The sequence below is a fragment of the Pseudomonas sp. P5_A2_2 genome (assembly GCF_054177685.1).
On sequence record NZ_JBGCUL010000058.1, the window covers coordinates 1 to 12,593 of the forward strand.

10 protein-coding genes and 1 other RNA gene are annotated in these 12,593 nt (G+C 59.0%); 1 reads left to right on the top strand and 10 read right to left on the bottom strand.

The features are described 5' to 3' along the window. Window positions 1-274 precede the first annotated feature (274 nt). The 9 genes from ACXRVY_RS07535 to ACXRVY_RS07575 form a co-directional block, all read right to left on the bottom strand. Window positions 275-1,531 (bottom strand): integrase domain-containing protein, encoded by a 1,257-nt coding sequence (locus tag ACXRVY_RS07535; protein ID WP_458237196.1) that lies wholly within the window; start codon window positions 1,529-1,531, stop codon window positions 275-277. A gap of 187 nt (window positions 1,532-1,718) precedes the next feature. Continuing rightward, window positions 1,719-2,115, bottom strand: a transfer-messenger RNA (tmRNA) gene (ssrA, locus tag ACXRVY_RS07540). A 94-nt stretch (window positions 2,116-2,209) separates the two neighbouring features. Further along, on the bottom strand, window positions 2,210-2,488 hold the full coding sequence (locus tag ACXRVY_RS07545) for a hypothetical protein (RefSeq protein ID WP_223458555.1): 279 nt from the start codon (window positions 2,486-2,488) through the stop codon (window positions 2,210-2,212). A 326-nt stretch (window positions 2,489-2,814) separates the two neighbouring features. After that, the gene (locus ACXRVY_RS07550) at window positions 2,815-3,090 is read right to left on the bottom strand and encodes a hypothetical protein (RefSeq protein WP_223458557.1); all 276 of its coding nucleotides are present in this window, start codon (window positions 3,088-3,090) and stop codon (window positions 2,815-2,817) included. Between the two features lie 202 nt (window positions 3,091-3,292). Further along, window positions 3,293-6,103 carry an FAD-binding and (Fe-S)-binding domain-containing protein gene (locus ACXRVY_RS07555; RefSeq protein WP_223458560.1) on the bottom strand — a complete coding sequence of 937 codons (2,811 nt, stop codon included), beginning with the start codon at window positions 6,101-6,103 and terminating at the stop codon, window positions 3,293-3,295. Then, window positions 6,100-6,771 carry a LutC/YkgG family protein gene (locus ACXRVY_RS07560; protein ID WP_457265825.1) on the bottom strand — a complete coding sequence of 224 codons (672 nt, stop codon included), beginning with the start codon at window positions 6,769-6,771 and terminating at the stop codon, window positions 6,100-6,102. Before ACXRVY_RS07560 ends, ACXRVY_RS07555 begins: the two co-directional genes overlap by 4 nt. Beyond that, on the bottom strand, window positions 6,771-8,225 hold the full coding sequence (locus tag ACXRVY_RS07565; RefSeq protein WP_223458564.1) for a LutB/LldF family L-lactate oxidation iron-sulfur protein: 1,455 nt from the start codon (window positions 8,223-8,225) through the stop codon (window positions 6,771-6,773). Before ACXRVY_RS07565 ends, ACXRVY_RS07560 begins: the two co-directional genes overlap by 1 nt. Further along, complete coding sequence (locus ACXRVY_RS07570) at window positions 8,222-9,046, bottom strand: (Fe-S)-binding protein (RefSeq protein WP_223458566.1); 825 nt, start codon at window positions 9,044-9,046, stop codon at window positions 8,222-8,224. The genes ACXRVY_RS07565 and ACXRVY_RS07570 overlap by 4 nt, the downstream gene beginning before the upstream one ends. Window positions 9,047-9,197: 151 nt before the next feature. Further along, on the bottom strand, window positions 9,198-10,892 hold the full coding sequence (locus ACXRVY_RS07575) for a lactate permease LctP family transporter (RefSeq protein WP_223458569.1): 1,695 nt from the start codon (window positions 10,890-10,892) through the stop codon (window positions 9,198-9,200). Between the two features lie 261 nt (window positions 10,893-11,153). Between ACXRVY_RS07575 and ACXRVY_RS07580 the strand changes: the two genes are divergently transcribed. Beyond that, window positions 11,154-11,921 (top strand): FCD domain-containing protein, encoded by a 768-nt coding sequence (locus tag ACXRVY_RS07580; RefSeq protein WP_218429207.1) that lies wholly within the window; start codon window positions 11,154-11,156, stop codon window positions 11,919-11,921. Between the two features lie 129 nt (window positions 11,922-12,050). Here ACXRVY_RS07580 and smpB read toward each other — a convergent pair whose 3' ends face one another. Next, the gene (smpB, locus tag ACXRVY_RS07585) at window positions 12,051-12,533 is read right to left on the bottom strand and encodes an SsrA-binding protein SmpB (protein WP_007993569.1); all 483 of its coding nucleotides are present in this window, start codon (window positions 12,531-12,533) and stop codon (window positions 12,051-12,053) included. Window positions 12,534-12,593 lie beyond the last annotated feature (60 nt).

Below are 12,593 nucleotides of genomic sequence, written 5' to 3' on the forward strand. Positions count from 1 at the left end.
ACCTTGGAGGCCGGTGGTTTTCCATGGCCAGGTGGTCGTTCGTCGGTTTTTAATGTGAGCCCATGCGAGTGGGAATGCGGAGCCTTGCCGCTCGCGTGGGCTTGGCCGAAAAAGCCCCACGAGCGAGGCTTGCAACGGCGACAGTCGCCACCGCTGTCGCCATGCTGCAGGCCAGGTATTACGCGGGTTGTCACCGGTGTCGCCGCTGTCGCCAAATCAACCATCACTCCATCTAGGGAGTCATTCTCGGTTACCGGCGGCGTCCGGTGAGCGCTCACCGTATCGGCACGACATTGTGGTCCCTGGTTTGATTGATCGCAGATGCCGACAGGTTGCCAGTGGCCGCTTTCTGAATGTGCTCACTCCACCAAGCCATCATCGGACGCCGGCGTTCGATRTAGTCCGCTCGGTTGTAAGCGCTTCGGACTTCGTCCTTGTCGACATGCGCCAGCGCGACTTCGATCAGCTCCGGATCCCAGCCATGCTCGTTCAGGATGGTGCTGGCCATGGAGCGCATGCCGTGGCTGACCAAGCGGTCCTGGAACCCCATGCGTTTCAACGCCATGTTGGCGGTCTGGCTATTGGCGTGGGTGCGCGGGTTTCTATCTGCCGGGAACACGTACTCCCTGTGGCCGCTGTGGGGCTTGAGCGTCTCCAGTAACGCGAGTGCCTGTTCGGTCAGCGGGATGGTGTGCGGACGACGCTTTTTCATGCGCTCCGGCGGGATGGTCCAGATGCGTTTGTCGAAGTCGATGTCTGCCCATCGGGTGGTAGCCGCTTCAGCAGGACGGGTCATGGTGTGCAGTTGCCATTCGATCAGGCAGCGGGTGATCCGCTTGATGCTGGCGTTCGCGATTTCCACCATGAGCTCGGAAAGCTCATCGGGTCGTAGCGCGGCCATGTTCTCTTTCTTGGGCTTCTTGAATACCGCTCGAATGCCGCTGAGAGGGTTAGCGAAAATCAGCCCGGAGTTCACCCCGTAAGTCATGATCTCGTTGAGCCGTTGGCTCAACCGCTTCACTGTCTCGAGACTGCCTTTGGCTTCGATTGGGCGAAGCAGTTCGATGATCAACGGTGCGGTAATTTTCGAGAGCGGCGTTGTTTTCATGTCTGGGAATACGTGCAGCGTGAGCGATCGCCAAATGTCCTCTGCGTACGCCGGCGTGACGGAGTCCTTCTTCAGCTCGAACCAAGCGGTGGCCACGTTCTCGAACGTGTGTTCCGTCTCCGCTCGTTTGGCTTCGTCCTGTGCATTGCGTYGCACCTTGGGGTCAATGCCTTGTGCCAGCAGCTCGCGCGCTTCAACCACTTTTTTCCTGGCGTTCGCTAATGAGAGCTCTGGGTACGTGCCCAGCCCCATATTGATACGGTTTTTGGTTACCGGCTCGCGGTAGTTGAAGTTCCACAGCATCGAGCCATTGCTCCTGACTCGGAGCTGAAGGCCGTCACCATCGCTAAGGACGTAATCCTTGTCTTTTGCCTTGACTGCCTTGAGCTGGCGGTCGGAGAGGCGAAGGGCTGGAGCAGGCATGAGAGCTTCCTCTGACACCGTTTTGGTATTCCAAAAAATAGCACCGGATGGCTTGGAATACCATTTGGAATACCCAAACGGCTGGAACTCAGAAAACCTCTACGGAGCCCAATAGCGCTTAAACCCTTGATTTTGCTGAATTTCAGGCACAAAAAAAGACGTCCGTGGACGTCTTTAGATGATGAAGTGGTGGAGCCGGGGGGATTTGAACCCCCGTCCGCCAGTACTCCGCTGTCGGTACTACATGCGTAGCCGTGTCTATTAAGTTAACCCTCAGCGACCCGACGGGCAGGGTGCTTTGGGCGAGTTGTGTAAGTTTTAGCCGCTTCGTCCACAACGTACTGCACGGCGATTCTGTTCTATATGACAATCACTTTGGGTTTACAGACATCCCCTGGTGATTGCTGGACCCGAAGGTACCAGAAGCTCAGGGCTAAGGCTGCTTACGCAGCGAGAGCGAATTCCTGGCCGTAGTTTTCGTCATTGGCAACTATAAGTAGTTGCAACAGTGGATTTACGAGTTCTGTTACCAACTCGGCATGCACCTAAAGTTTCGCAACCGGCGTCGAATCCTAAACGGCCCCGAGCCTGATGCTCTGTGAATCAAGTGAGCAGCAGGCATGTACAGTGTACGTCATCACGCCCCGGAAGGCCAACCCGAAGGTTGACCACCACAGATCATGGGTTTGGCTCGTTGCTCTGTTTGTCAGCGAGTGCCAATGCCTGGGTGGCCTCGGTGACGCATTTTTTGTCGTCTCCGGAGGCTTGTGAGGCCTCGGCGCTGGACATCAGTCTTTTGATCTCCATTGAGGTGTTTCCGGAGGTCGCCGGCAGCGCATTCACTTTGCCTTTGAGCTCTTGCAACTTGCTCGTACAAAGGTTGTTGTCCGCAGCAAATACAGGAGAGGCGAGCATTGCAGCAGAAATGAACAGACCAGCGAGTGTGCTGCGTTTCATGGATATCTCCTTGAACTGATGGTCTCGGTGCTGCCGTATGAGTGGACGGCCAGGCCGAGCCGGAAAAATCAGCCACGATCGGATGGGGCTTACTTCAAAGACTACGATTCAACGCAAGAATTCGGTTTTTTCAGAAAACGTGTCGAGCTTTTTCCAGCGATGCGGACGGTTACACATTTCCAGGCCCCAAATGCAACAAAACCCGCAACTGGCGGGTTTTGGTTTGCTTCGTGTCGGACGCAGCCGGGCTTTGAACTCCCGGCTGGCAGTACTCCGTTGTTGATGTACGCCGACAAGGCCAACCCGAAGGTTGGCCTTGAACTGAGTTACTTCGCGCCTTTGTGCGCGTTCGTGACGTCCATGATGGTTTGGTTGGTCTCGGCGATGCAATCATCAATACCTGCCTTGGTGCCTTTTGCCTGGTCGGCTTTGGCTTTCTTGATGGAGGCATCCACCTGGTCAAGCATTTCCCCGGGAATCTGTGCCTTGCCGTTTTCGATGGTTTGCAGGTTGACCGCGCATTGGTCTTTTTCGGCCGCAAACGAAGTGGAAGCCATCATGGAAGCAACAACGAAAAAACCTAACAGCACAGAACGATTCATGTGTATCTCCTTGGACTGAAGGGCCAGGCTTTGCTGGCCATCAAATCGGACTACCGAGTGTAGGGAAGGTCCCGCATTAGCGGGACTTGATCAGTGAACTGCGGCGGCACGTCAGGGTTCTGTTTGTCTACTGTAGAGCTGTCGATTCCGGCAAATAGCGTTAAGGAATGCACCTCTATGCACCTTCCTGTAGATCCTGCTATCAGGGCACCCTAGCCTGGGTAACGCGGTCCACGAGATAGACTAGTCCGTGGTAGTCAATGCCGCCATGTTGCGTCAGACCGATCTCACAGGTGCGGCTGGTAGATATCCCCTCGCTGCACTGTTGCACCGCGTCCTTGAGCGTGCGCAGCGAATGGGCGTTCAACTCCGGCGTGGTGAAACCCTTGTCGCCGGCGAAGCCGCAGCAGTGAATGCCTTCGGGAATGACCACGTTTTTGCTGCATTTGCGCGCCAGATCGATCAGCGCCTGACTTTCGCCAAGGTGCTGAGTGCTGCAAGTGACGTGCACCGCAATCGGCGCTTCCTGCGGTGTGAAGTCGAGGCGATCCATCAAGTGCGTGCGAATGAAGCGCACCGGGTCATACAGGTCCAGACGGTTTTCGCTCATATCCTGAACCAGGCGCAAGGTGCAGGGGCTGGTGTCGCAGTAGATCGGGTCGAGCCCGCCGCGGCTGGCGTGCAGCAACGCGCCAATCAGCTCCTGGCGTTTGTGTTCGGCTTGTTTGGCGTAGCCTTTGGACGCGAACGGCTGACCGCAGCACAGGTTGTCGAGGTTGGCCGGGAAAACTACCTGATAACCGGCCTTTTCCAGCAGGCTTCGGGTCTTGTCGTGCAGCGACATTTGTTCCGTGTCGCCCGCCGCCGGCCCCATGGCCCTTGATACGCAGGCGGCGAGATACACCACACGCGGGCGTTCATCGGTGATCGCCGGGCTGAAGCGAATTGGCCGTTCAGGCTGGGGCATGGCGTTGGTCCACAACGGGACCTGCCCCTTGGACAGCTTGCTGACGGCAGCGGAAAGTTTTGTCAGTCTTGGCGTCCCCAGCAACATCCGCGCACCATTGGCCACGTGCAGGGTGAAGCGCGCACCTTGCAGTGCCGTGGCGAAATTTCCTTCAAGCCAGTTGGCGGTTTTCGTATGCGTCGCCTTCCGGCTGCGCAGCTTTTTCACCAGTTCGCCGGTATTGATGCCGACCGGGCAACGTTGCGCGCACAGGCCGGTGGCGGCACAGGTATCGATGCCCTGGTATTCGTACGCGGCTTCGAGTTCGGTGGTGTCGATGCCGGCGCGTTTTCGCGCCTGAATGTCGCGCCAGATCACGATGCGTTGGCGTGGGCTCAGGGTCAGACCTTTTGACGGGCAGACCGGTTCGCAGAAGCCGCATTCGATGCACTTGTCTACAATCTCGTCGGCGGCCGGCAATGGCTTGAGGTGCTTGAGGTGGATCTGTGGATCTTCGCTGAGCACCACGTCCGGGTTGAGTATGCCGTTGGGGTCGAGCAGACGCTTGAGTTGCCACATCAACTGGTAGGCATCGCTGCCCCATTCCAGTTCGACGAACGGCGCCATGTTGCGCCCGGTGCCGTGTTCGGCTTTCAGCGAGCCACCAAATTCCACCGCCACCAGTTGCGCCACGTCGTCCATGAACGCCTGATAGCGTGCGACTTCTTCCGGGTTGTTGAAGCCCTGGGTGAAGACAAAGTGCAGATTGCCTTCCAGGGCGTGTCCGAAAAGGATCGCTTCGTCGTAGTGATGTTTGTCGAACAGTTCGATCAGGCGGTTAACGCCGATGGCCAGTTGTTCGACCGGGAAGGTGACGTCTTCGATGATCACCGTGGTGCCGGTCTTGCGTACCGCGCCGACGGCAGGGAAGGTGTCTTTGCGGATGGCCCAGAGACGGGCGTTTTCCTGTGGATCCTCAGTGAAATCGACTTGTTTTTCCACGGGGAACGTTTTCAGCGACGCCATGATCTGCACCAGTTGTTCGTGCAGCAAGGTGGACGATGCGGCGCGTGACTCGATCAGCAAGGCGCAGGCATTGTTCGACAGATGCTGTACGAAAGGCGGCATGCCGGGTTTGTCCTGCACTGAACGCAGGCTGCGCCGGTCCAGCAGTTCCACGGCCGACACCGGTTGGCTCTTCAGCACGGTGACCGCGTTGCAGCAGGTCTCGACATCGGGGAACACAATCAGGGCCGAGGCCTTGTTCGGGTGGTCGATCACCGTGTCGTAGGTCACGGCACTGATGAACCCGAGCGTGCCCTCGGAGCCCACCAGCAAGTGGCTCAAGATATCCACAGGCTCGTCGAAATCCACCAGGGCATTGAGCGACAGGCCGGTGGTATTTTTCAGACGGTATTTGTGGCGGATTCTCGCAGCCAGCTCGGAGTTGGCGCGAGTCTCGCGACCCAGGGTCGCCAAGCGCTCCAGCAGGGCGGCGTGGCTTTGGCGAAACGCCGTGACGCTTGCTGCATCCTCGGTGTCGAGACGGCTGCCGTCGGCCAGCACCAGGCGAATGCCAGCCAGGGTGTGATAGGTATTTTGCGCCGTGCCGCAGCACATGCCGCTGGCATTGTTGGCGACGATACCGCCGATCTTGCAGGCGTTGATCGAGGCCGGGTCCGGGCCGATCTTGCGTCCGAAAGGCGCCAGCCAGGCGTTTGCCTGGGCGCCGATCACGCCCGGTTGCAAGCGAATCTGTGTGCCTTGCCCGCGAATCTCGCGCGCGTTCCAGTTATCCCCAAGCACGATCAAAACCGAATCGCTGATGGCCTGACCAGAGAGGCTGGTGCCGGCGGCGCGGAAAGTCACCGGGACTTGATCGCGTTGCGCCAGTTGCAACAGTGCCACCACTTCGTCTTCGGACTCGACGCGGATCACCAATTGCGGAATCAAACGATAGAAGCTGGCGTCGGTGCCGAAGGCCAGGGTCGACAGCGGGTCGTCGAAACGTCGCTCTTGGGGAATCAGTTGTTGTGCATCACGCAGGAAAGCCGCCGGTAGACTCATTGGTCCTCCAGGATCAGTACCACCAGGTCTTTCGGTCCGTGGGCGCCGTACGCCAGCACTTGCTCGATGTCGGCAGTCTTCGACGGGCCGGACACCAGCAACGCGTTGGTCGGCATGCCCTGGGCCCATTCGAATTCCTGTTGCACCTGATAGAAGTTGTCGCGGATTTCGCTGGCCTTGAGCAGGGCGAAATGCACCGGTGGCGCCAGGCTCATCAGACGCGGTTCTTCCCGGGTCGGCCAGAGAATCAGGCTGCCGGTCGCCGCGATGGCACCGAGGGTGGTGGTCAGACTCGCCGGGGTGTCGTTGAACAGCTCGGCTTTCCATTCTTCAACCGGGCGGTCGTAGGCTTTTAGCATCGGCAAATCGGGACTGTTCGCCCAGTGCTGCGTGATCCGTTGACCGTGGGGCGTTGTCGGTGCAATCAGCAGACTCGGCAATTGGCGGTCCCGCAGCAATTGCGCCAGCAGCGCCGGCCACTCTTCGCCGGACGTCAGATGGATTTCCGTGTGCACCGCTTCCATCAATTTGCACAGTTGCGCAATGCGTTGTTCAGGTGCGTACGTGTAAGGCTGAGTCACCAAATCGACATCAAAGTTGTCGGCCACTGGCGTGGTACCTGTCAGGCTTTTACGCAGTTTGGCGAGGATATTTTGCTTGGCGCTCATCAGCGGTCTCCCTGTTTTGCCAAATGCTCGCGRGCCATGTCATGCAGTGAGCGGGCGGCGGGTTTGGGGGCGCTGTGGTTTTGCGTCCACGGGCCGACATTGCTCGGCGTGAGGGCGCGCAAACGGGTGGCGAAGAAACCGAACAGACGGTACAGCGTCGGCGAACTGTTGAGCTTCGCCCAGGCGTTCCAGATGAACCGCTCCTTGCGCGAATACTTGCTGCCTTGGCCACGCATCACTTGGTGGGGGCTGTCGGGAGCCTTGACGTTTTCTTCCCGCAGGCGCCGCAACAGAGCAGGGATCGGGATTTTCACCGGGCAAACTTCACCACAGGCACCACACAGCGACGAGGCGCTCGGGTGATCCGGGACTTTCGCCAGGCCAACCATGTGCGGGGTGATGATTTTTCCGATAGGGCCGGGGTAAACCTCCCCATAGGCATGGCCGCCGATTCGGGTATAGACCGGGCAATGATTCATACAGGCGCCACAGCGAATGCAGTTCAGGGTCTGGCGCAATTCGCTGTCGGCAAACGCCTGGCTGCGGCCGTTGTCGAGCAGTACCAGGTGCACTTCCTGCGGGCCGTCTAGCTCATGTTTCTTGCGCGGGCCGGAGATCATGTTGACGTAAGTGGTGATCGGGATGCCCAGGGCCGAACGAGTCAGCAGCGACAACAGCGGTACCACATCGCGCAGGTTTTCCACGACTTTTTCGATACCGGTGACGGCGATGTGCACGGGCGGCACGGTGGTGGTCATGCGGCCGTTGCCTTCGTTTTCCACCAGCAGCAGGGTGCCGGTTTCGGCCACGGCGAAGTTGACACCGGAGACGCCAATGTCCGCTTCGAAGAATTTCTGCCGCAAGACCTTGCGACCGATCTGAATGAGTTGGTCAACGTCCTTGGTGTATTCCACGCCAAGTTTGTCGTGGAACAAGGACGCGACCTGACCGGCATTCTTGTGGATCGCCGGCATGATTATGTGTGAAGGCTTCTCGTGGTCGAGCTGGACGATGTACTCGCCCATGTCCGATTCCAGGCATTCAATGCCCCGATCAGCGAGGAAATGGTTCATCTCCATCTCTTCGCTGACCATCGATTTGCCCTTGATCACTTGCCGCCCCTCGTGAGTGCGGATGATCGAGAGGACGATGCCATTGGCCTCGTCCACCGTTTCCGCCCAGTGCACTGTCACACCGTTGCGGGTCAGGTTCTGTTCCAGTTGCTCGAGCAGGTCGGGCAACCTGGAGAGCGCACGGGCACGGATTGCATTGCCCAGTGAGCGCAAGTGTTCTCTTTCATGGGCATCGCTGAACGCCGCTGCCCGTTTGCTCATCAGTGAATCCATCGCCTTGCGAAAGTTGCCTCGCAATTGCGCGTCACCCAACGCCTTGTGGGCGCGGGTGCGGAAATCTTCTTCTACGGCAACCGTAGGAATAATCGTGGAAGTGCTCATTGGGCACCTCCGGTACGCTGCCAGAGGAAGCTGGCCAGATGCTGTCCGCGCAACGCTTCCTGCTGTTTTTCCAGCGAGCCGTTGATGTTCATCAAGCAGCCGCAGTCGGCACTCAATATCTTGTGCGCGCCGGATTCCTTCAACGCCCGGGTCTTGTCAGCCACCATCGCGCCGGAAATGTCTGGCATACGGACGCTGAATGTCCCGCCAAAGCCACAGCATTCACTTTCGTGATCGTGATTGACCCGTTCCACATTGCTCAGTTGCGCCAACAACTCGCGGCCGTGCAGATGGGTGTTCATTTCACGGCGTGCCGAGCACGAGGTGTGCAGCGCCACTTTTACCGGCTCGCCGCTGTCCTTGAGCTGCACCTTGCAGACAAACAACAGGAACTCGGCCAGTTCATAGGTTCTGGCAGCCAGCGCCTGAACCTGCTTCAACGTTTCCGGCTCGTCCTTGAACAAGTCGGCATAGTGTTCGCGCAACATCCCGGCGCAAGAGCCCGACGGCACCACCACCGGATAATCCCCGGCAAACAACGCCAGTTGCGAGCGCGCCACGGTCCGTGCCTGTTCGGTGTAACCCGAGGTGTAGGCCGGTTGTCCGCAGCAACTTTGCCCTTGCGGGTACTCGACTCGAATGCCTTCGCGCTCGAGCAGGTGGATCGCATCCATTCCGGCTTCGGGGTAGAACAAATCCACCACGCAGGTTCCGAACAGGTAGACCCGTGACGGTTTCTCGCTGGGGTATTGCCGAGGCTCGGGCAGTGGCGGGGCGACACGGGTCGCATTCGGCACAGCGTTGTAAAAAAGCTCGCTCATCAGGCGTGTCTCCGGGTGGTCCCGGTTATTCGTCTGTTGAGGCCGCTGAATATAGAGAGGGAAGCTTTCAGCAGCCTTACAGACMGGGGTGTGAATAGCGGACGCCGGGGGCATGGCCCGGCATCGGTTTTTACTGTACTGCGTGTAGCTTTTAGTGCACCAGCATGCCGGTGAACCAGTAAGCCTGAGCCAGAGTGATCAAGCCGACAATCGTTGCAAAGAATAGGCTGTGCTTGAGGGTGAAGCGGAACAGATCCGATTCCTTGCCCACCAGGCCGGTCGCGGCACAGGCCACGGCGATCGATTGTGGCGAGATCATCTTGCCGGTCACGCCACCGCTGGTGTTCGCCGCCACCAGCAAGGTGTCGTTGACACCGATCTGGTGTGCGGTGGTCGCTTGCAGCGAGCTGAACAGGGCGTTGGACGAGGTATCGGAACCGGTGAGGAACACGCCCAGCCAGCCAAGGAATGGCGAGAAGAACGGGAAGGCCGCACCCGTCGCCGCTAGTACCAGGGCCATGGTCGAGGACATGCCCGAGTAGTTGGTGACGAAGGCAAACGCCAGCACCATGCCGATGGACAGGATTGGCCAACGCAGTTCGTAGAAGGTCTCTCTTAAAGTGGTAAGACCAGTTTTGAAATTGACCTTCAGCACCAGCATCGAGATCAGGGCCGAGAAGAAAATCGCCGTGCCGGTGGCGGAAATCGGGTCCAGTTTGAACACGGCTGGAAGGGCGGTTGGCGCGGCCACGATGGGTGCGACCTTGATCACCATTTGATCCAGGTGCGGGATGGCGAAGTTGAATACGAAGCTGTACATCGAACCACCGGCGGCGAACATCGCCTTGAACGGCTTCAGGGTCCAGATGGTCACCAGTACGGTCAGGATCAGGAACGGCGACCAGGCCTTGAAGATTTCCCCAAGGCTGTAGGGCGAAGCCACGGTGGTGCGCTTCTGGCCGAAACCACCGACGCTGGCGCTCACCACGGAGGCCGAGACAGCGCCGACGATGTGTTGGCCGGCGGCGCGTTTTGGCTGCCAGACTTTCAGGAACAGGGTCAGGGAAATCAGGCTGGCCAGGGCCGAGGTGATGTCCGGCAGTTCCGGGCCGATGAAGTTCGAGGTGAAGTACTGGGTCACGGCAAAGCTCAAGCCGGCCACCAGGGCGGCGGGCCAGGTTTCCCGCACGCCGCGCAGGCCATCCATCATGAACACCAGCCAGAACGGCACGAACATCGACAGCAGCGGTAGTTGGCGACCGGTCATGGCGCCGATCTTGAAAGCGTCGATACCGGTCACTTGCCCGGCAACGATGATCGGAATACCCAAGGCACCGAAGGCTACCGGCGCGGTATTGGCGATCAGGCACAAGCCGGCTGCGTACAACGGGTTGAAGCCCAGTCCTACCAGCAGCGCGGCGGTAATCGCCACCGGAGCGCCGAAACCGGCCGCCCCTTCGAGGAAGGCACCGAAGCAAAAGCCGATCAGCAGGACCTGCAGGCGCTGGTCATCGGTGATCGACAGGACCGAACTGCGRATGACTTCAAACTGGCCACTCTTGACCGTCAGTTTGTAGAGGAACACCGCTGCCACAATGATCCAGGCAATCGGCCACAGGCCATAAGCGAAGCCATACCCGGCGGCGGCGAACGCCATATCGACCGGCATCTGGAACGCGAAGATCGCCACCAGAATCGACAAAGCGAGGGTGATGCTGCCGGCCACATGCCCTTTGAGGCGGAACACGGCCAAAGCCAGGAAGAAAAACACGATGGGGATAACGGCTGCGAGTGCGGACAGGCCGAGGCTGCCGAGCGGGGTATAGAGCTGTTGCCAGGTTTGCATATGGGGTGGCCCCTAATTGTTGTTGGTCAGGCACTGATCAGCGTTCTTGGATAATTGGTAAGACCAATTTACAATCGCTGTTGGCTAGGGTAAAAGCCTTGTAGGCGGTGTGTCAATTTGCCGCCCTAAAACTTTTGTCGAATGGAAAGTGCGCAGGTCGTCTGTCTGGTATGACCAAATGCGCTATGGCAGGTGCTGGCGCGGCGCCGATAGGCCAGAATAGAGCCCCGGCGAGCCGTCGGATCGTGGAGAAATCGAGTTATGGGGTTTGATCAGATTCGTCAGCGCCGTTTGTCTGACGATATTGTCGAGCAGCTTGAGGGCATGATCCTCGAGGGCACGCTGAAGGCGGGTGAGCGCTTGCCGGCCGAGCGCGCGTTGGCCGAACAATTTGGCGTGTCACGCCCTTCGTTGCGCGAAGCCATTCAGAAGCTGACCGCCAAGGGCCTGCTGGTCAGTCGCCAGGGCGGCGGAAACTATGTGGTGGAATCACTGGGTAGCACCTTCAGTGATCCCTTGTTGCATCTGCTGGAAAGCAATCCTGAGGCGCAGCGCGATCTGCTGGAGTTTCGCCATACGCTGGAAGCGTCTTGCGCCTACTACGCGGCGCTGCGTGCCACTGATGTGGATCGCGAGCGGCTGACTGCTGCGTTCAACGAATTGCAGGACTGCTATTCCCGTCACGAAGAGGTGAGTCGTGCCGAAGAGGGGGCTGCGGACGCAAAGTTTCACCTTGCGATCGCCGAGGCCAGCCACAATGCCGTGTTGCTGCACACCATTCGCGGGCTGTTTGACCTGCTCAAGCGCAACGTGGTGACCAACATTGGTGGTATGTACAAGCAGCGCACTGAAACCCGCGACATGTTGATCGCGCAGCACCGGGAGTTGTATCAGGCGATTATCGAGGGGCGGGGGGAGCAGGCGCGGGAAGTTTCCAGCCGGCACATTCTGTATGTGCAGGAGGTGCTGGAAGAAGTGCGTCAGGAAGTGCAGCGAATGGCCCGGGCGGAGCGGCGCAAGGGGATGTAGTCAGTCGGTTTTGTAAGGCTTGTGGGATTGCTTTCGTCGGATCGCCGCCCGGACCAAGCCCGCTCCCACAGTTACACCGAAACCCTGTGGGAGCGGGCTTGCCCGCGAAGGGGCCTCAAGGCGAAAGAATTACTCTTCCTTGCCCTTGTTGCGCACCGCACGCTGCAACTCGCGACCGGCGTCGCGTTCGCGCTCGGTATCGCGCTTGTCGTATTCCTTCTTGCCCTTGCCCAGCGCGATCTCGCACTTGACCATGTGCTTGCTCCAGTACCAGGACAGGCACACGCAGGCGTAACCCTTTTGCTGCACGGCGGCGGCCAGCTTTTCCAGTTCGCGCCGGTTGAGCAGCAATTTACGGGTCCGCACCGGGTCAGCGATGACGTGGGTACTGGCGGTCGTCAGGGGCGTAATGTGGCTGCCGAGCAGCCAGGCTTCGCCATCCTTGAGCAGCACGTAACTGTCAACCAGCTGCAGCTTGCTTGCCCGCAGACTTTTTACTTCCCAGCCGGCCAGGACCAGACCAGCCTCGAACCGATGTTCGATGAAGTAATCGTGTCGCGCCTTTTTATTTTGCGCGATGGTCCCTGTTGGGTGTTTCTTCTGTTTAGCCATAGGGGCGGCATTATAGGGAGTTGCACGCGAGTCGGCTACGGTGTTGCTACGTGCTTGAGC